18 protein-coding genes are annotated in these 18,915 nt (G+C 44.0%); 9 read left to right on the top strand and 9 right to left on the bottom strand.

Going from position 1 to position 18,915, the window contains the following annotated elements; genetic code table 11:
• Positions 1 to 41 precede the first annotated feature (41 nt).
• From EO130_RS02250 to EO130_RS02230, 5 genes are all read left to right on the top strand, one after another.
• On the top strand, positions 42 to 476 hold the full coding sequence (locus EO130_RS02250; protein ID WP_127140007.1) for an RrF2 family transcriptional regulator: 435 nt from the start codon (positions 42 to 44) through the stop codon (positions 474 to 476).
• A gap of 56 nt (positions 477 to 532) precedes the next feature.
• Positions 533 to 1,258 (top strand): iron-sulfur cluster repair di-iron protein, encoded by a 726-nt coding sequence (gene ric / locus EO130_RS02245; protein WP_127139896.1) that lies wholly within the window; start codon positions 533 to 535, stop codon positions 1,256 to 1,258.
• Between the two features lie 76 nt (positions 1,259 to 1,334).
• Positions 1,335 to 1,496: a hypothetical protein gene (locus EO130_RS15580; RefSeq protein WP_241244282.1), complete on the top strand. Its 162-nt coding sequence runs from the start codon at positions 1,335 to 1,337 to the stop codon at positions 1,494 to 1,496.
• Between the two features lie 90 nt (positions 1,497 to 1,586).
• Complete coding sequence (locus EO130_RS02235) at positions 1,587 to 1,964, top strand: group III truncated hemoglobin (protein WP_164732856.1); 378 nt, start codon at positions 1,587 to 1,589, stop codon at positions 1,962 to 1,964.
• Positions 1,965 to 2,041: 77 nt separating this feature from the next.
• On the top strand, positions 2,042 to 3,103 hold the full coding sequence (locus EO130_RS02230; RefSeq protein WP_127139894.1) for a PAS domain-containing sensor histidine kinase: 1,062 nt from the start codon (positions 2,042 to 2,044) through the stop codon (positions 3,101 to 3,103).
• 22 nt (positions 3,104 to 3,125) lie between these two features.
• Here the strand turns inward: EO130_RS02230 and EO130_RS02225 are convergent, their stop codons facing one another.
• The 4 genes from EO130_RS02225 to EO130_RS02210 form a co-directional block, all read right to left on the bottom strand.
• Positions 3,126 to 3,608, bottom strand: a complete 483-nt coding sequence (locus EO130_RS02225; protein WP_164732855.1) for a GNAT family N-acetyltransferase — start codon at positions 3,606 to 3,608, stop codon at positions 3,126 to 3,128.
• The gene (locus EO130_RS02220) at positions 3,593 to 4,858 is read right to left on the bottom strand and encodes a phosphoribosylamine--glycine ligase (protein ID WP_127139892.1); all 1,266 of its coding nucleotides are present in this window, start codon (positions 4,856 to 4,858) and stop codon (positions 3,593 to 3,595) included. Before EO130_RS02220 ends, EO130_RS02225 begins: the two co-directional genes overlap by 16 nt.
• Positions 4,859 to 4,976: 118 nt before the next feature.
• Positions 4,977 to 5,279: a hypothetical protein gene (locus tag EO130_RS02215; protein WP_127139891.1), complete on the bottom strand. Its 303-nt coding sequence runs from the start codon at positions 5,277 to 5,279 to the stop codon at positions 4,977 to 4,979.
• A gap of 485 nt (positions 5,280 to 5,764) precedes the next feature.
• Positions 5,765 to 7,393 carry a carboxylesterase/lipase family protein gene (locus tag EO130_RS02210; RefSeq protein WP_127139890.1) on the bottom strand — a complete coding sequence of 543 codons (1,629 nt, stop codon included), beginning with the start codon at positions 7,391 to 7,393 and terminating at the stop codon, positions 5,765 to 5,767.
• An 85-nt stretch (positions 7,394 to 7,478) separates the two neighbouring features.
• Here EO130_RS02210 and EO130_RS02205 point away from each other — a divergent pair, with 85 nt between their 5' ends.
• From EO130_RS02205 to EO130_RS02190, 4 genes are all read left to right on the top strand, one after another.
• Positions 7,479 to 8,216 (top strand): NUDIX hydrolase, encoded by a 738-nt coding sequence (locus tag EO130_RS02205; RefSeq protein WP_127139889.1) that lies wholly within the window; start codon positions 7,479 to 7,481, stop codon positions 8,214 to 8,216.
• Between the two features lie 115 nt (positions 8,217 to 8,331).
• Complete coding sequence (locus EO130_RS02200; protein WP_127139888.1) at positions 8,332 to 9,861, top strand: sensor histidine kinase; 1,530 nt, start codon at positions 8,332 to 8,334, stop codon at positions 9,859 to 9,861.
• A gap of 183 nt (positions 9,862 to 10,044) precedes the next feature.
• A complete protein-coding gene (locus EO130_RS02195) occupies positions 10,045 to 10,344 on the top strand; it encodes an alpha/beta fold hydrolase (RefSeq protein WP_127139887.1) in 300 nt (99 codons plus the stop codon).
• 139 nt (positions 10,345 to 10,483) lie between these two features.
• Positions 10,484 to 12,010 (top strand): carbon-nitrogen hydrolase family protein, encoded by a 1,527-nt coding sequence (locus EO130_RS02190; RefSeq protein WP_127139886.1) that lies wholly within the window; start codon positions 10,484 to 10,486, stop codon positions 12,008 to 12,010.
• 685 nt (positions 12,011 to 12,695) lie between these two features.
• Here the strand turns inward: EO130_RS02190 and EO130_RS02185 are convergent.
• From EO130_RS02185 to EO130_RS02165, 5 genes are all read right to left on the bottom strand, one after another.
• Entirely contained in the window at positions 12,696 to 14,123 is a 1,428-nt protein-coding gene (locus tag EO130_RS02185; protein ID WP_206513109.1) for an amidohydrolase family protein, read from the bottom strand.
• Positions 14,124 to 14,570: 447 nt separating this feature from the next.
• Positions 14,571 to 16,118: a Fic family protein gene (locus tag EO130_RS02180; protein WP_127139885.1), complete on the bottom strand. Its 1,548-nt coding sequence runs from the start codon at positions 16,116 to 16,118 to the stop codon at positions 14,571 to 14,573.
• A gap of 428 nt (positions 16,119 to 16,546) precedes the next feature.
• Entirely contained in the window at positions 16,547 to 17,347 is an 801-nt protein-coding gene (locus EO130_RS02175) for a DUF4138 domain-containing protein (RefSeq protein ID WP_127139884.1), read from the bottom strand.
• A 10-nt stretch (positions 17,348 to 17,357) separates the two neighbouring features.
• The gene (gene traM / locus EO130_RS02170) at positions 17,358 to 18,305 is read right to left on the bottom strand and encodes a conjugative transposon protein TraM (RefSeq protein WP_127139883.1); all 948 of its coding nucleotides are present in this window, start codon (positions 18,303 to 18,305) and stop codon (positions 17,358 to 17,360) included.
• Positions 18,286 to 18,912 carry a conjugal transfer protein TraK gene (locus EO130_RS02165; RefSeq protein ID WP_127139882.1) on the bottom strand — a complete coding sequence of 209 codons (627 nt, stop codon included), beginning with the start codon at positions 18,910 to 18,912 and terminating at the stop codon, positions 18,286 to 18,288. The genes traM and EO130_RS02165 overlap by 20 nt, the downstream gene beginning before the upstream one ends.
• Between the last annotated feature and the right edge of the window lie 3 nt (positions 18,913 to 18,915).

Genomic DNA, 18,915 nt, shown 5'->3' with positions numbered 1-18,915 from the left:
AATTTTTTAATATATCTTTGTATTGACAAAAGTTCCCTATGATGTTTTCAAAAGCCTGTGAATATGGTATTCGCTCCGCAGTCTACATTGCCCTGCAATCCTTGGAAGGCAGACGTGTAAGCGTTACCGAAATTGCAGAGGAGATAGATTCTCCCGTTGCTTTTACGGCCAAGGTTTTGCAGCAGCTCACCAGGAACAACATCGTACGTTCGGTAAAGGGGCCCCATGGCGGTTTTGAAATCGAACGGGAAGACATGGACGCCGTTAAACTCAACATGATCGTAAAGGCCATTGATGGCGATAAAATTTATATGGGCTGCGGTCTTGGTCTCAAAGAATGTAACGAACATAAGCCCTGCCCCCTTCATGATAGGTTCTTGGATATCCGAAACAACCTCAGCACCATGCTAAGAAACACCAGTCTATATGAACTGGCAGTTGGACTGGAAGAGGGCTTGACCTATTTAAAAAGGTAAAAAAATTTAAACTAATAAAGGACCGTTTTATCCGAATTATAAAAACCCCTAGTGATATGAACAATACCATTGAAAAAACCGTTGGAGAATTGGTAGCCGAAGATTACCGTACCGCACAAGTATTCAAAAACCATAAAATTGATTTTTGCTGCAAGGGAAACCGCACCCTGCTCGAGATAGTAACCAAACAGGGAATAGCATTGGAAAACCTTCTGGAAGAGCTTCAGGCTGTGCAAAACTCCGAAAAAACAGATCAGCCAGACTTTAAATCATGGCCGTTGGACTTGCTTATCGATTATATCGCGAAAAAACACCATAGCTATGTGGAGCAGCAAATTCCCATCCTAAAACAATATCTGATCAAACTCTGTAAGGTCCATGGCACACAGCATCCCGAACTACATCAAATTTCGGAACACTTCCATGCCTCGGCCGGCGAATTGGCCATGCACATGAAGAAGGAGGAACTGGTGTTATTTCCTTGGATACGCAAAATGCTGCATGGATTTGCTGATACACGAACCCAGGGCAACACCCCGCAGCAGACCGTGCGTACCCCCATCAAAGTAATGATGGAAGAGCACGATAACGAAGGAGAGCGTTTCCGAAAGATAGCGGAACTGAGCCAAGACTATACCCCGCCTTCCGATGCTTGCAACACCTACAGGGTTGCCTTTTCACTGTTGAAGGAATTTGAGGACGACTTGCACCGCCACATCTACTTGGAAAACAACATACTATTTCCCAAGGCGGAGATATTGGAAGCTCGATTAATGCAATAGGCATATTATGAATAATCGTACGGTTGTACCGAAAAATATATATTCCAAACTTTTTCGGGAATACAAAAGAGGACAAATGCGCTACGCCGCCATCGCCATTATTGGACAGAGCTGTTTGGGTTCTGCGGCGGCCATGGTCCTGCTCATGGGTGGCTTGGAGATGGTTCTAAAAATGATTTTACTTTTTCTTGTCACAATTTTTGCATGGCATACAATGGGGCTGTTTTGGCACAACTAAAGCCCATGAGCTCCTTCAATCTACTGATACTTAGTCTAGTATTCAACACATTCATCATCTTGGGGCACCTAATCTGAAAAAATGAATGAGATGAATAAGAAAAAGATAGCAACGGTCGAAGATGTGCGTTTGATGGTGGATACCTTCTATGAAGAAGTTCGCAAGGATGCCTTGTTGGGGCCCATATTCAACCAGGTTATCCAAGACCGCTGGCCCGAACATTTGGAAAAGATGTACCGCTTTTGGCAAACAGTGCTGTTACAGGAGCATACCTATAAGGGAAGTCCGTTCGCCCCACATGCCCGCCTCCCTTTGCAAGCCGTGCATTTTGAACGCTGGAAACTGCTCTTTTTTACAACTTTGGATGGGCTTTTTGATGGAGAAAAGGAAGAAGAAGCTAAATTCAGGGCCTCAAAAATGGCGGAAATGTTCCAATTAAAGATTGCATTCATACAACAACATACTTAAACTTGATAAATGGTCGGCCCAACATCAAACTAAATACCTATTTTTTTGGCTACCATTCAACCAACTTAACCTTGCACATGAACCAAGCCCTTGAACCTTTTTTCAACCAATCGATTGACTGTTTGTGCATTGCAGATTATACAGGTTACTTCGTAGAGATCAATCCCGCATTCCAACAATTATTGGGCTACAGCGAAGAGGAACTTAAATCCAGGCCAATTTCGGAATTTATCTTTGACGAGGACAGGGAGGAGACAGCGACAAACCGGAAAAAGTTATTGAACAATGTTCCTTTGGTTCATTTTGAGAACAGGTATGTGTGTAAATCCGGCGAATTGGTTTGGTTACATTGGACTTCCATACCATTACCTGAGAAAAGCTTGGTCTATGCCATCGCCAAGGATGTTACCTATACCAAAAAGTTACAGCAAGAACGTAAGACCCATATGACCCAACTGTCCAAAACCAACAAGCAGTTGCGACAACTTACATACTCCACTTCGCATGACCTAAGATCTCCCCTGAACAACCTAATGGCCTTGGTAAACATCATCGATATGAACAAAATTGATCATGCCGAGACCAAAGAAATCCTAGGACTGATCAAACTATCTGCCACAGGTCTAAACGATACGCTAAATGACTATTTGGACACCTTTAAAAGCAACGATGTTGGAATGACCATTTCTCAAAGCCTCCACATTGGTGAAGTGCTAAAGCAGGTCCAACGTTCCATTAGCCGTTTGATAGCCCATAGTGGTGCCAGTTTTAATGTTGATTTTTCCACATTTGACACCATAAGCTTCAACAAAACCTGTTTGGAAAGCCTTTTTTTGAATTTGATCACCAACTCGATAAAGTATGCCAAGCCAGAGGTTCCACCCCAGATATCCATCAAAACTGCCATCAAGAATGGAAAAAAGACGCTCAGTTTTACGGATAACGGCAGAGGGATCGACATGGAAAAGGTAGGTCATCTGATTTTTAAGCTCAATGAACGGTTCCATAACGAGAAAGACAGCAAAGGAGTTGGACTTTACCTAGTGCATCAAATGATAACGGACCATGGTGCGAGTATTGAAGTAGACAGTGAAGTTGACCGAGGGACAACATTTACCATCACTTTTAAATCGTCTTGAAATCCATCTAAAGGATGGAAAATCAAAGGGGATTCCTGATCAACAGCTCTTCGGAATTACCATCATAGACCAGTGTTTTCTCCCACTTAAAATCATTCTTTTCATAAAAATCCCTAAGTACGGGGTCTTCCACGGTGAGCCAGAACCCTTTGTTGCCATAAAGCCCCTTGATACAGGTCAACCAAAGGCTTCCCAACCGTTGCCCTCTATACGCTTTGTCCACAAAGAGGTACCCTATGTAGAGATACCCTTTTGTAATATAGGCCCTTAGATCATCCGCAAATACTTGCATCTCGCTAGGGAGACCTTCAAACACCATTCCTCCAGCAACGATACGGTCTTTTTCGGTAAGCACGAACAGTTCGATGTTGTTTTGGGATTCCTCGAAGCAATGCTGAAAATAGGGAGGCCAATCCTCTGGCATGGCTTTCGTAAAGCTATCCAGTGGTCCCTCCCACTTTAAGAACTGTTTTTGATGTTGCCCAGAACCTACAGCAGACCCCATGACCATAATTTATCTGAATCCTCCAGCCAACGATCGCCAATATCGGTACGATAATACCCATTGTTGACGATAACGTTTTGAATACGGTTGTACATACTGCGTTGTGCATCGCGCATGGTGATGCCCGAGCCCGTCACCAAAACGGCAATCCCCGTATTTCCGGTGATGAGCCATTGGTCATTTACTTTTTTAACGTGCATGGGGTGAACACCATCCATTTGGTCCTTTTTGAATACCACTACCGCATCTTTTGAAAATAGCTCAAAGGTCTTTTTATCATCATAAGGGAAAGGTGGAACTACAATGTAGGCCCCTACCTGAAATCCCTTTTTAACCTGTATCTGGTTTTGGGTACCCGCCGCAACCCCTTGGAGCATTCCTCCGAAAGGTTCCAAAATACCCGACCGTTGAATGAACACCTGCGGATATCCAAAACGTGAGGTAAATTCCAACGGATAAATACCAACTCCGTTGACGATACAGTTCACATCAATATGGCCACGAAAACCTTGCTCGGCAAGGGTACGTTCAAAAGGTTTTAATGTTTTTTGAAATAAAGGAGAATCCGTTGTCCAGAACATACTGGTTCCCATTTCCCCAGTTGACACACCTAATTCTTTTGGAAACAATTTTTTATGCTCAAACGTGATGTTCACAGGAGTCAAAAAACGGGTTCCATTAAAGTAGGCTCCGATGGCTACTTCGATACCTTTGACCTTGTGCTGCAACTGAAAGGTGCCAAAACGATCGCCCCACGATTTTTCATAGGCGTACAACATTCGGATGACGTCCAGACCACGGTCATCGTTGCCCACGAACAAAAGCTGTTTTAATTCCTGTGTCTCGCCCGAAGGTTTTAACACATAGGCATTGGGATGTGCTTGGATGTGGGCTATGGCCTCAGAAAAGGAGTCAAAATCCTTGGAAGCCAAGGTTTTTATTTTGTGCCTCCGAAGTTCGGATTGTCCAAAATTACGATCAAGCTCCAATCGGTCGGTATACGGGGTTCCCCCAAAGACCAATTTGCCGGCAGCCCTCAGTTCATCACATATTTTACCATATCCCGTGTAGTCGAATACGATACAATCTGCCCACTCTACGTGCTTTCTCCAATCCGTGGCCTTGGCCACAAAACCATTGCCAATTTCACGCGATGCCCTATCCTCAATAAACATTTTGACCTGATAGCCTTCATTTTTGACGGCAAGGGCTATGTCCAATATTTCTCCCCAACGAGAAACGAACAACATTTTGTTACCGATTTGGGCACTTTTTTTTTCGGCGTTTCGCCGAGGGGTCTTCTTTACTTTCTTTTTCTATCATTTATGTATGCTTGCATCCTGTGCAACTCTGCTCAAATAGCTATGGTTATTTAATCAAAACCAATTTTGTGATACGATAACTTTCGTAAGTGTCGCCAGTTTCGTCATCCAACTCCTCGTCTATGGTATAGCTCACCTTATATAAACGGTCTACCGTGGACTCATCCAATAGGTCGAAACTTTCCCATACGGAATCATCTACATCTTGGAATTCGTATGGGTTTCCATCCTCACCCGAAAAATAATACGTATCATCTTCAAAACCATTGTAGGTGGCTGTTATGGTTTGCTCTTGCACCATGGGCGATAGGGACAACAAAAGTGTCAGTAATACAATCATGTTTTTCATCACAATAAGAATTTAGTCAATTGAAAGATAAATGGGATTGCACCCTTTAAGAATAGGGCACATAACTTCCCTGTTCGGGAAGGGCAAAACATCAAATGAATACGGGTAAACCAAGAGAAAGGAAGCCTCTGTTCTGTTATTCCAAAGAGTCGGCATAATTTGTCGGGAACCTACACCGTAGATGATTTTGGACATGGACTCCAGGTACGCCAAAATCCCCGATACTGTATTCGCAATCATGGTCCTTCGCCCAAGGCGAGACACTTAAATTACGAACCAAAGGACGTAAAAAAAAGCATAGGTTGTGTTGGGTAACAAGAGAAATTTTTGCAAAAAAATCAGTGGTTGTCGAAAGACATGATACGGACGACAATCACCTTTCGAAAGCTTGTTATTTATTGGGAATCAATCTACTGAAAACCCCATCGTAGGATCCCGAGCAAAACGGGACCCTAGTATTGGGGGAGTCAAACATCCTAGCAATATTAGTTGTTGTAGCTCTTGTCCAAGAACTCATATCGGGCATCATCGGTAACCTCGATGAGTTTGCTTTCCGTATCTATGACCATCACGGGAGGGGTATTATCGTTTTTTCCCGCGGCATCCCATTGGGGAACATCCTCACCATTAGGGTTTCCATTTTTGATGAAATTGGCGAAGAATTCCTGCATGGTCTTGGAAGCCTTGTAATCCTCGCCGGTCCAGGCATAATCATCCACAAGGGGCAAATTCCCCATGGCATATTCGATTTCGGCTGCGTGAGGCGCTCCAATGGCTTTGGGCATTTGTGGCGCATCGGAATTTCGCTCTACGGTTCCCCCTGCCAATCCAGACATCAAATTTTTGTCCCTGAGTGGTGGGCGTATTTTACTGTACAGATACCGATAGACAGCTTGTTCGCTGTTATTGCGGTGCAAATCGAACCATTTCCAGGTGCTGTAAGCGATAAAACGATCGGATGCCAAGTTGGTAGCAGCCCATTGAAGCTCATCAGCAGTTCCATGTGGGTACAGGTCCAATACCTTTTGATAGTCATCCGGGTAAGCCTCCTTCACCTTGGCCACAAACCCTTCTTCGGTAATGGGACCTTGGGTAAACGCCATTCCTGGAATTTCGGCCGAATTCCATCCAACCAATAAAGGTACTTGGGCCTGTTCCTTTGAGGCAAAGATGTCCGTCAGTGGCTTGGGAAGCAAATATCCATCTATGACCATGGGGAATCCAAACCTCTGGGATTCAGTATAGATTTCATAGATGTCACGGGTACTCATCTTCCGCAGTTCGGAAATACTTTGAATGCCGACGCTTTCCAAAAACTGTGCTCCTTGTTTTTCAGCCTCGGCCAGCGGAACTGGAGCCATGGTTGGAGGAATGGCAGCGCCGCTCTCCCCTATCGCTCCGTTGATCAAATCTTTGGAAAGTGGTGAGGCCATCTGAACACTTACCCCAATGGAACCGGCTGACTCTCCGGCTATGGTCACCTGGTTCGGGTTTCCTCCGAAGGCGGCGATATTGTCCCGCACCCATTTAAGTGCCATATTTTGATCTAATTGACCGTAGTTTCCTGAAGCCTTATAGGGCGCCTCAGCAGAAAGTTCTGGATGGGCGAGGTTTCCAAAAATATTTAAACGATAGTTGGTAGTGACCACCACAATGCCCTTTTTCGCCATGCTTTCCCCATCATATCTATATTCGGAGGCATCTCCGGCCACATTCCCGCCTCCATAAAAGTATACCAGCACCGGAAGGTCCTTATCATTGCGCTTGGCCGGTGTCCATACATTGAGGTAGAGACAATCCTCACTTACACCATTGGAACGCGACTTCATATCGCCAAACACCATGGTCTGCATGGGTCGTGGTCCAAAAGCCTTGGTTTCTTTTACGCCTTCCCAAGCATCCAGAGGTTGTGGCGCCTTCCAACGTAGCTCCCCTACTGGCGGTTTGGCAAAGGGAATTCCAAAATATTTTTGGATTCCGGTATGTGTATCGTACAGACCCTCAATAACCCCTTTTTCAAGGGTGACCTGAACGGGAAATGCATTTTTCTGTTGTGCAGCAAGTTCCGATATTCCGAAAAGAACTACCATTATGGCAAATAGTCGCGTTTTCATTGCAGTTGATTTTCTATTGTTACAAAGTGTTACAATAATACTTTGTTTTTATGAAAAAATGTACTTTATTTAGCAAAAATTTGATTTGACCGCTAAAAAACAACTACTCCATAAAGAAGATTTTATTCCACACCTGGCCTTCGACTCCGTTATTTTTGGCTTTAATGGCAAAAAACTCAAGATATTGATTCTGGAGTACCGAAATACTGGACTTTTTGCGCTACCCGGAGGTTTTGTCCGCCGTGATGAAAACTTGGATGAAGCTGTAAAAAACGGGGTCATGGAGCGAACTGGCCTCACGGATATTTATTTGGAGCAGTTCCAGACTTTTGGCGAAGCGAACCGTGCAGACCCAGAACCGATGAAACAGATTTTGGAGATGAACGGGCTGGACCTGGCATCCCATCAATGGCTCTTGGAGCGCTTCATTTCAGTGGCTTATTATGCCTTGATCAACTTTGAAAAAGTAGTCCCCAAACCCGACCATTTATCCGATGGAATCGATTGGTACGCCTTGGATGAGCTTCCACCCTTGATGATGGACCACCAGACCATTATTGAGAAAGCCCTGGAGACGCTTCGGGAGAATCTGGAAAGGAAATTATTGGGAACCAACTTGCTTCCCGAAAAGTTCACCATGAAAGAACTACAGGAGGTCTATGAGGCCATTTATGGCGCTCCCCTTAACCGAAGTGGTTTCCAACGAAAGATGTTGAGTTCAAACACCTTGGTTAGGCATGAAAAGAGGTTCTCTGGAAATGCACACAAGGCACCTTACCTGTACAGTTTTAGACCCGATAAGGTGATGCAGCCGATGGATTGACCCCAAATTGAAGCAACGCGGCCTTTCTATCGTAAAATTGGTTATTTTAGTTACCCCATTGGAGCCTTTTTTAAACCATTTATGAAATAAGTACTTAACCAACTTCGTTTAGCTGATGGACACCCTTGATTTTAGGTACTTGACAACCATTGTTTTTACATCGATTTTCAGTGTTTTTGGAATATACCATCTACTCTCGTTCCTTGTTTTAAAACATAGGCTATTGCTCTACTATTTTATTCTGATTTTGGGGCTGACCCTTCATTGGAGCCTATACTTTTTTTTAAACGGAGCGTTTGGAGGGGAGTTTGCAGCACTTGCCGACAAGGCATCCTTGACCACGGCCATGATTACCACCCTAGGCCTATTGCTGTTTACCAAAAGTTATCTCAACATATCGGCGGAAAAACATCCCCTTTTATCAAAAATTTATAAAGTAACCCTACAAATTGTAGTCGCTCTACCCGTATTGCAAATCACAAACCACCTGACCGCAAAAATTGTCTGGTTGAACGAATTTTTGGTGTTAATGGCTGCTTTTATGGCCATGTCATCCATACTGCTGAACATTTTTTCGGGTGTCCGATTGTTTCGTTCCCACGAACTGAACCGCTACTATTTATATTCCTATGCCCCCATTCTGATGGCCGCCTTATTGTACATCGGAACTTGGTTTGCGAAACGATATTATGAATTCGATGTCAATCCCATTCTCCTTACCACCTCGATTTTAGTGACCTTTCAGTTGATTCTTTTCTCATTGATCATCGGGTTTAAGTATAAGGCCATTGAGGAACAACATATGCAAATGCAGATAAATGCCAACAAGAGGTTGGAAGCGGAAGTTGCCAAGCAGACAGCGGACCTTCAGGTGGCGAAAAAGGTATTAGAGGACCAAAATGAGGAGCTCGAAAAAATCAACCAACTCAAGAACAAGCTCTTCTCGCTGCTATCACATGACGTCCGGGCCCCTTTGAACAATGTTGTTACCATTATCGAATTGATCCAACAAGATATTGAAGACAGCGAACTCAAACCAATAACAGAAAACCTGAAGAACGAACTCTCCGATAAGGTCTCCATGGTCAACGATTTGTTGAAATGGTCCTACCAGCAGTTGGATGGGGTCGGACTGGATAAAGAGGAATGCGACCTAAACAACGTATTGGAATCCATCAAAGATGAATTTTTAAGAATGGCCGAGGATAAAAATATTACTATTGAAGTGGCAGCCTCCCAACCTACTCTTGTGGTTGATTGCACTATGTTGCAGGTGGTGTTGCGAAATCTGACCTCAAACGCGATCAAATTCAGTGACAAAGGACAAAAGGTCGTTTTATGGTCTCAAATGAATGGGGAGCATATTGAGTTGGGCGTAAGGGATTTTGGCATGGGCATGGAAAAAGATTGGTACCAACGGCTTCAAAACGACAAGCGCCCTGAAATCAGGAAAGGCACCAAAGGCGAAAAAGGTACCGGCTTTGGCCTCGTAATTTCCAAGGATTTTGTAGAAATGAACGGGGGCCAACTCATTTGCGAAAGCGAAATCGGCAAGGGCACCAATTTTATTTTACGCTTTCCAGCAAATAGCGACAATCCAACATCACAAACAAAGACCTCCAATAATCCAGTTCATTCCCTTTAGAGGGTTTTTACCAAAATAAGACTGATTTCAGTTATTTTAAGGGACCACTGTGCATCATATGCTATAGACCCTAGGGGCACACTGATGTTTGACTGATTTCCAAATTAAAGTAACGCACCCCTCAAAGTTGAATACTTAAAGCTCTGAAAACCAGTCAATACCCACAAAGAGAACGAAACCAAAATGAATGCAACCTATCGGGAAATACCCAATTGGAGCCATGATTTCAGCGCTGTTGGGATGGTTCACAAAGATTATTTGATTAATTTTAAGACGTTCACTTCAGTAATTGAAACTCCCGTGTTGTTTTTTTATGGTGAGAATGATTGGACCATCGGGCCTGAACATTATAAAGGAGTTTTATTCCCCAATATGGTATTGTGGAAAAGTTCATCGGGACATATTCCTTTTATGGAAAACAAAAACGACTTGGAAGCAGCGATGGATCTATTTTTAAAAAAATACGATTTAAATCAGCCATAAACCATAATTACTGCTGTGAACAACAGTTCTTTTTTTCAGAACCAGTAATGATTTTAAAAACACATACGGCACCTATCAGTAACCCATAAAGACACCATTGGCACATGGGTTTTGGCCGTTCCGATATACCCCATACAAAATGAAACTAAGCGACATAGACAAGGTTGAACTGGTTTATCTTCAAATCGAGGACTACTTGGAGATAAAGGATGTTATGCAAACAGCTTACACCTCAATGCCCGATGCCTATTGGAGAGAAGCTCATATTGGCAGCCTGTTGACCAAGTTTCCCGAAGGGCAAGTCGTGATAAAGGTGAATGGTCAAATAGCAGGTTGCGCCTTGTCCATCATCGTGGATTACAACAAATTTGATGATAACCACTCCTACAAAGAAATAACGGCCAACTATACTTTCGACTCCCATGACAATGATGGTGATATGCTGTATGGTATCGATGTGTTCATCAAACCTGAGTTCAGGGGTCTTAGGCTGGGTAGACGTTTGTATGATTACAGAAAGGAACTGTGTGAGAAATTGAACCTTAAAGGGATTCTCTTCGGGGGAAGGATCCCGAACTATCATAAATATTCCGATACATTGACTCCGAAGGAGTACATCGAAAAGGTGAGGCGAAAGGAGATTCATGATCCTGTGCTCAACTTTCAGATGTCCAACGATTTTCATCCAGCACGTATTTTAAAAGGCTATTTGGAAGGGGATGTATTGTCCGAAGAGTTTGCCGTGTTATTGGAATGGGACAATATTTATTATGAGAAACCTGCAAAAAAGGCTGCCATAAAGAAAAAAGTGGTACGGTTGGGACTTATTCAATGGCAAATGAGGCCGTACCGCGACATTGAGGCCTTGTTACAGCAAGCGGAATACTTTATTGACGCCGTAGCTGGATACAGGTCGGATTTTGCCCTGTTCCCTGAATTTTTCAATGCGCCATTGATGGCCAAGGACAATCACTTGAGCGAATCGGAGGCCATTAGAAAGTTGGCTTCGCACACCGCGGAAATTGTACAACGGTTTTCCAATTTTGCCATTTCATACAACATCAATATCGTGGCAGGAAGTATGCCCGAAATCAGAAATGACAAATTGTACAATGTGGGCTATCTGTGTAAAAGGGACGGGACCACAGAGCGGTATGAGAAATTGCACGTTACCCCGGACGAAGCCAAAGTATGGGGAATGCAAGGTGGCGAACAACTCAAAGTTTTTGATACGGATTGTGGAAAAATAGGGATACTCATCTGCTATGACTCCGAGTTTCCAGAATTGAGCAGATTGTTGGCAGATCAAGGTATGGACATTCTGTTTGTACCGTTCCTTACCGATACGCAAAATGGATATTCAAGGGTAAGGAACTGTTCACAGGCCAGGGCCATAGAAAATGAATGCTATGTGGCGATTGCAGGAAGCGTGGGCAACCTACCCAATGTGCACAATATGGACATCCAATATGCACAATCCATGGTTTTTACGCCCTGTGATTTTGCTTTCCCCACCAATGGCATTAAAGCAGAAGCAACTCCCAACACGGAAATGATCTTGATTGCGGACCTTGACATTGATTTATTGAGGGAGCTCCATCAATTCGGTAGCGTACGGAACCTTAAGGACAGACGAACGGATTTGTTCAATCTAAAAAAGAGATAGGGGTTTACAATTTTCGCTTAAATACTGCTATTGTGTACGTCTGTGTAGGAGGTACTCTTCTAACGGCTTGGGTCAATTGTCATTCAGGGGAAATAAAAACAAAAAAACCTGACAATCGGTCGATTGTCAGGTTTTATGTCGGGGTGGCAGAACCTGAACCCTGCACCTTGACCCCATGTAAACCAGATATTTATGTCTTATTATCCAAAATAGGACATCCAATAGGACATCTTCGTGTGGAACTTGGTACTTTCTAGCATCAAATTTAAAGGATTCAATTTAAACTAAACCAAGTTCGTATAAATAAAATCAAAACTTACTGTCCAGTCCCAACCGGTCCAATTTTAAGTATGATATTAACTGGAATGGAATGTTCAAGGAAGGCTACTATAATGGTGACGGATGAGGTGATAATGGAATACATCAAGAACCAGGACATGGAGCGAGAAGATGGTGATTTCAGAATCGGTGAATCATAAGCCGACTTACAGTCGGTTCCAAATCTTTCACCTTTAGGCGATAGTAGTTTAACTAAGGAATAGATTCCATTTTTTTTGAAAAGAATAGGTTTTGATGTTCATGGTACGATATAAGAACCTAAACCCTATTTTTTGGCTTTAATGTATAAGAGAGACTTCTTTTCAGACATGCTTCCAAAAGGGCAGGGCAAGACTTCTTCAATGGACTAGCGGTACATTTGGGCCATTTCTTCCAGAAGTTGATTCAATTGGCCCTTGTTGTACACTTTTGTTTTCTTGATCAGTGTATGTATGGTTTTAGTGGCTCCAATATCTTTTATGGGATTCCTTTCCAAAATCAATAAATCGGCCACCTTGCCCTCTTCGACACTTCCATAGTAGTCCAAAAGATCAAAGTACTTTGGGCCATTTATCACCGATGTCTGCAATGCCTGCAAAGGTGTAAGTCCTCCATCAACAAAGATTTGAAGTTCATCGTGAAGGGCAAACCCCGGATAAATGTAGGAGTTCAAAAAGCCTGCGTCGGTTCCTGCAATGATGTCCATTCCCGATTCCCGTACCAATGGTAACAAATCGACTGTTTTCCGATACCTATCATGTCTGGCCTCTATCTCTTCTTGAGTGGCCTTGTTTGCCCGTTCTATCCTCCAATCATAGGTTTTTATGAGACCTGGCCCCAAATATTTCAGTTCTGGGTCAGAAAGATGGTCATCCTGTTCCAGGTATGAAATAATTTTGCTCCCAATAAATGTTGGAACCACTGCCGTGCCATTATCGGCCAATTTCCGGTACTTTGCAATGGCCGCGTCCCTATCAAAGGTTTGGTCCAGTTGTATTTGTGCAGTTTCCCGGTCAATCCCACCTTTCTTGAACCTATCAATGATCTCGGCCTCCTGTGAGGATCCAGCCTTTAGCATATAGCCCATATGTTCCACGGTGCGCTGTCCTGCTTCCGAAGCTTCGTTGATGGTCAGTTCAAACGGGATGTGGCCCGAGGTCTTATAGCCCCTTTTAGTGGCCTCCTTGATACTTTTCAGGAACAATTGGGGATCAAGGGCATTGTCCGTGATCTTTACGAAATCCACTTGAAGTTTGTCCAAGGAGTCCAGCGCCCGTAACAGTTCCGGCTCATCTTCAATTTCGAGGTCGCCGGGCCAAATGGAATTCTTTCCCTCCAACTTTGGCCCTGCCGTCAATATGGATGGTCCCAATAAAGTGCCCATCCCAACCTGTTCCTTCCACTTTAATACTTCTGGGCTTATGTCTGCTGCACAATCCCTAACGGTGGTTACCCCGTTGGCAATATATAGTGGTAAAAGGTTTTTATTTTCCGTAATCAGTGTATCGCCTCCCCCAAAGTGTACGTGCATGTCCCATAGGCCGGGAATCACATACTTGTCCTTGGCATCCACGGTCTGTGTCCCCATCCAGTTTTCTGCGGCATCGTATGGTGCAATCCGGGCAATGGTATCCTTTTTTATGCCAATGTGCTGCCCTTCTATAATATTGCCCGAGCCGGTATCCACAATGTTCGCATTCTTAATCAGAATGTCGAACTGCATTTTTGAATCGTTCTCACAGGCCGTAAGCAACAAACTGCCCAGTAAAAATAAACCGATCTTTTTCATTTCCATATTTGGTTAAGGTTTTGATAAGCTATTCTACTTGATCTATAGATGGATGGTTTCCGTTGAAAATCCCATCCCTTTTACATAAGGATAAAGAACGACTTAAATTTAGTGGAAAACAATGCTCCATGGCAACATTTCAGAGCCTTGACTTCAACCTGCAGAGGGTATATGGTGATATTCCCAAGTAGGATGCGACCAATTTATTGGAAACGCGAAGTAAAAAATCTGGATGCATCTTCATAAGAAGCTTTATTTTTTCCAAGGCTGAATACCCTAGGTAGCTATAGATCCGTTTCTGATTGTTCATAAAACTATACTCAAGAATCTTTGGAGTTGCTACCTTTATTCGGACAGAAAGTTTAAGACTGTGTTACCAAATAAATATTTTAGAAACATGAAAAAACGATATTATAGTTCCGAATTAAAGGTAGCAACTCCAGGTCACAACCATCAGACTTTTGCTACAGGTGTACCTTTCAAGCCTTCATCGACCAGCCATCCCATGAACTTTGCAAATGGTCCGATATCCTCTTTCACACTGGCCGATTCCAAAGCTTTCATATATGTTTGACGTTCTTCCACCGGTATTACGGTCCAAGGGTAGCCGCCTGAGGCCAACATTACATTCATCAGAAATCGCCCCATTCGTCCATTGCCGTCCATATATGGGTGAATGAACACAAATATAAAGTGCCCCAATACGGCCCTTACCGCTGCATTTTCTTCTTTCTGCAACAGTTCGAACAATTCGGGCATGGCATCCCGTATTGCATCCTTGTTCAAAGGAACGTGCATCGACCCTCCTATATATACCTGATCATTTCGATATCCTGCCAGGTCGGAGGCTTTTAGGATACCCGAGGTCACGCTGGGCGCAAAAAGTTCCCGGTACCAATCTCCATGGTCATTGTCCACCACTTTTCCAGAATTCTCCCCTTGTAGAATACTTTTGATACTTTCACGCACGCGCTGGGAAGCCAACCAATATCCACGGGCCGCCATGGCATCGCGTTGCCTTTTGTCCGCCTCATTATCTTTGGGGTCCCATTCGCCGCTCCTTACCCGTTCAATCAGTTCCACGGTAACCCTATAGCGTTCTATGGATAAGGAATGATATGCATCGGTTACGTACATATCCTCAACTTCCTTCATATATTTATCATGATCTTGTGGAATGCCAGGGGCATCCGGAAAATGTGAAATCACCCCATTGCGCATTTTGTGCCACAGTAAACGAATCCTGTTCACATAGGGCGATTTATCCCTTATGGAGAGGGCAACCGGGGGTTTATCCCCAAATGGATCGTTTTCTCGAACATCGTAACCGGCCTTATGCATTGTCTTGACGATTTCATCCGCTAATGCATCACGTCCAATATTTCTAAAAGCTCCTGCCAATCTCCCGGCAATGGTGGAATGTCCCCCGTCCAACAATAAACCAAGTATTTCCGAGGCATCCGGTACCATGGCCAATATGGTGCGCACATCCGTGGTGTTTCCTTTAAACATCCCCGGTGAACAATTTACCAGGGCCGAGGCCAAAGTCAACATTCTGATACCTTCCCATACCATAATCTCCGCTTTTGCCGGCAATGTGGATTTCATGGTGAACATTGAGGTGCCATGCAGCAGTTCCGTGTTGGAATTCGTGCCATTGATCGCACGGATGATCAATTGTTTGGGAACAGTTTGGTTGCCGGCATGAAGCAATAGGGATTGTTCCGCTGAAATACAATAGGAATCCCCATATCGTTCGGCCAGGTACCGGGCACAGAAACTCCAATAATTGGCATACCATGAGGTACTGTCCCCCTGTTGTTCATCGGGAGGTACGATAATGTACCAACCTTGTATGATCTGTCGAATAAAGCCATTCCCGCTCAACCGTTCCCGATGGACACGACTGAGTTCAGAAGTTTTGATTGCGGTGATACCTTGATCTTGCAATGTTTTTAAAGCTTCAAGGGCCTTGGCCAATTTTTCTTGAGGTGTTGCCATTTTTCTGTACCAATCTTATTGGGCAAACATTATATTTCTATGCTGTTTTGTTATTATATATTTGTGATGTGCTAAAATTATATATTTATGACGTATAAATATTATGTTTTTATGTTAAAAATACAGGGGGAGCCAATTAAAACAGAAATCCACATCCAATATGCTTGATTTTAACGTGCAAAAAACGGTGTCATCTGTAATCTTCGACAGAAAAAATGAGCATAGCAAAGAACACCAATAAGACACTGACCCCGGTCCTCTACAGTAAAATATTGGATTGGTTTTATTTTACCGTTTTTAGTGGTTCTCATTATCCCAAGGTTTAGTTCATGGTTTTGTGAATTATAAAAATTCCCAATGGTGTGGATTCAAGGCCGTGATTGCCCAAATGTCATAAATAACCGGAGCGATGTCAAGAATGGGGGGCATTACGGATCCCTGAGCAAAACTTTTCTGCTCCCTTTCCCTTCATGTAGTTCCATTTCTGAATACTCTCCCTTGGCCAATACGAACTTGGGCAATACGTACACGAACCTTTTGGATTCACCCTTCTTGACCAAAGAGGGCATTTGGTATCGGTGTATTGGCAACCTTTCCAGTCTTTGGTGGGATGCCTTCTTCTTTTTGTTCCCGGTAACGCTATAGACTTTTAGATAGTCCACCTCAAAATCAATGTTCGAATTATTGGACACTTGCATGACCAAGTACGTCTCATTTCCATTGTAGGCCATTTTCTGTAACTGAAGTTTAATGCGCCCTTTTCTCTTGGTGGCCAACCTTTCGTTCTTGGCCTTTAAAAGATAATTACAAAAGCGCTCAAAGTATTCCCTTCGCTTGGCAATACTGTCCAGTTCTTCGTCCTCTTGTTCTTCTTTGCGAATTGTAATCGGTCTTTCAGTGCCAATACTCTCAGAACCGGTAACAAAATGGTTCAACCTGCTGAGTTGTTTCCGGTATTTGAGGATATAGGAATATACCCGTCCATCCTTGGTCAACACCAATAGGTTGCTTTCCTCGCCCGGCTTGGCCTGTACCAAACCAAAGTGCTGCTCCTTTTCCCGGTTATAGCTAAACACAAAATTTGGCGCTCCCACAATGCCCTGACGGATGGGTTCCGAAAAGAACAGGGCCACGTTTTTATGCCCGTTGGCGTAGATGGTGTCCAACACTTCCTGTGCGTTCAATAGATTGGCCAATGCCAATAACGGTATAAGAATACGTATTTTCATAAGATAGGTTTTACTGTCCCTTTGGGACTTTTAAAATGAGTCGATAATTATCCATTATGGTCACCTTGACCAGACGGTTGTCCCTTTGGAAGAGTGCCTTGATGCCCCTGACCTGTGGTACCCCACCGATATTGATACCATCAATGGCATCCCCCACCACTTCCCTTCCGGCCTCCGCCCGAAAACTGTTCACCACATAAATTCCCTCACCTCCATCTTCAAAATCATAAGCGGCCAAGGTAACGGGACTGTGGCCAATATGGTCAATGGCGATCAGCACCCTGTTGGGCTTAAAGCTCACAAATCCGTAAATGGCCGTATTTCTTGGAATTACAGTGCCATTGATGACAGCATCTGCCAAGAGCCGCATCCGTAACCGGAAATACTGCCTTACCGTTTGGGTGCCATCCACCCTGACCAAGATCTGGGAATCCGTGGTTCTGGTCACCTCCATGGGCCGTTCCATGGGATTTGAGGCGAAGAACAATTGGTGTTCCAACCCCAATTCCTTGACCTCTATGGATGGATCTTTGGTCTCAATTTCTTTTGTGGTGGTGATGGAATCCGATTTGGTATTGCCCAATGCCACTTTCCCAGTCTTGGGTTTCCGGTATGTCCCTTCCGCATAATCAATGCGCCCTTCGTTGTAGATACTGTCAATAATCCGTATCCTTTTCTTTTCCATCAGGTCCGGGTCATAGACCCCTGTGGAATCCAACAGGCTCTCGTCATAAATGCTCGGGGCGTTGGTCTGCCGTTCTTCCTTGATGGCATCCAAGGCCTCCAGTTTGGTTTTGTACTGCTCCTGCTCCTCCCCCAGTTCCGGTACGGGAATCTGGTTGTTGTCAATTACAGGGTCTTCCCCTTCACCCAGTGCCATCATCGCATAGCCCACAATCAACAGGACCACGCAAAGAATGACTGCCACGAAAACGATTTTATTTTTCTCTACTTTCATAATTTTCAATTCTTTTTAAAGTGTTTTCAAAAAAGTTGGTGATCAACAGACCATGGGTATTGTTCGGAAAGTTCCGGTCCACATGGATCAGGTTCCCCGTGGTGGTCAGCTCATAGGTATCGGTGACCGACCCCCGGTTGATCTCAAATACGGTGACGGTCTCAAACCTATAGGGTTCCGATTGCAGGTCCATCTTGGATGCAATGCTCCGTACTTTCTGTACCAGGGAATATTGCAGCAAACGGTTATAGACCCCTTCCGCTTTTTTCTGCCGGTAGAGGGCGTCCACCGAAGAATTGCCCAACCAAAGGGCTTTCTCTAAGTTGCTCTCATAGTTACTGGCATCGATTCCATAGAAATAGCGGTGGAACAGTTCCAGATGCGCCTTGGCCTCCACTTCGAGGTTTTCCAATTGGGAGACCATTTTTAATGGGATTACGCTTCCATCCCCGTTGACCACAAAGGCATTGTCCATACTTTCCCTGTGGAGCCCTATGACCATCAGCACCGAGACCATACAGGTCAGTACGGCCCCGATGACCGTGACCAGCACGATAAAGCGGTTGAGCTTTAGGATATTGTATATGTTTTTAAAGGGTGCTTTCATTCT

It is taken from the genome of Flagellimonas marinaquae, from assembly GCF_003992675.1.
GTDB lineage: Bacteria > Bacteroidota > Bacteroidia > Flavobacteriales > Flavobacteriaceae > Flagellimonas > Flagellimonas marinaquae.
This window is presented reverse-complemented; position numbering and strand designations above follow the sequence as displayed.

Bases quoted from the DNA above. Each gene is read 5' to 3' on its own strand.
- EO130_RS02250 (WP_127140007.1), top strand. From the start codon at position 42: ATGTTTTCAAAAGCCTGTGAATATGGTATTCGCTCCGCAGTCTACATT.
- ric (WP_127139896.1), top strand. From the start codon at position 533: ATGAACAATACCATTGAAAAAACCGTTGGAGAATTGGTAGCCGAAGAT.
- EO130_RS15580 (WP_241244282.1), top strand. From the start codon at position 1,335: ATGCGCTACGCCGCCATCGCCATTATTGGACAGAGCTGTTTGGGTTCT.
- EO130_RS02235 (WP_164732856.1), top strand. From the start codon at position 1,587: ATGAATAAGAAAAAGATAGCAACGGTCGAAGATGTGCGTTTGATGGTG.
- EO130_RS02230 (WP_127139894.1), top strand. From the start codon at position 2,042: ATGAACCAAGCCCTTGAACCTTTTTTCAACCAATCGATTGACTGTTTG.
- EO130_RS02225 (WP_164732855.1), bottom strand. From the start codon at position 3,608: ATGGGGTCTGCTGTAGGTTCTGGGCAACATCAAAAACAGTTCTTAAAG.
- EO130_RS02220 (WP_127139892.1), bottom strand. From the start codon at position 4,858: ATGTTGTTCGTTTCTCGTTGGGGAGAAATATTGGACATAGCCCTTGCC.
- EO130_RS02215 (WP_127139891.1), bottom strand. From the start codon at position 5,279: ATGAAAAACATGATTGTATTACTGACACTTTTGTTGTCCCTATCGCCC.
- EO130_RS02210 (WP_127139890.1), bottom strand. From the start codon at position 7,393: ATGAAAACGCGACTATTTGCCATAATGGTAGTTCTTTTCGGAATATCG.
- EO130_RS02200 (WP_127139888.1), top strand. From the start codon at position 8,332: ATGGACACCCTTGATTTTAGGTACTTGACAACCATTGTTTTTACATCG.
- EO130_RS02195 (WP_127139887.1), top strand. From the start codon at position 10,045: ATGAATGCAACCTATCGGGAAATACCCAATTGGAGCCATGATTTCAGC.
- EO130_RS02190 (WP_127139886.1), top strand. From the start codon at position 10,484: ATGAAACTAAGCGACATAGACAAGGTTGAACTGGTTTATCTTCAAATC.
- EO130_RS02185 (WP_206513109.1), bottom strand. From the start codon at position 14,123: ATGGAAATGAAAAAGATCGGTTTATTTTTACTGGGCAGTTTGTTGCTT.
- EO130_RS02180 (WP_127139885.1), bottom strand. From the start codon at position 16,118: ATGGCAACACCTCAAGAAAAATTGGCCAAGGCCCTTGAAGCTTTAAAA.
- EO130_RS02175 (WP_127139884.1), bottom strand. From the start codon at position 17,347: ATGAAAATACGTATTCTTATACCGTTATTGGCATTGGCCAATCTATTG.
- traM (WP_127139883.1), bottom strand. From the start codon at position 18,305: ATGAAAGTAGAGAAAAATAAAATCGTTTTCGTGGCAGTCATTCTTTGC.
- EO130_RS02165 (WP_127139882.1), bottom strand. From the start codon at position 18,912: ATGAAAGCACCCTTTAAAAACATATACAATATCCTAAAGCTCAACCGC.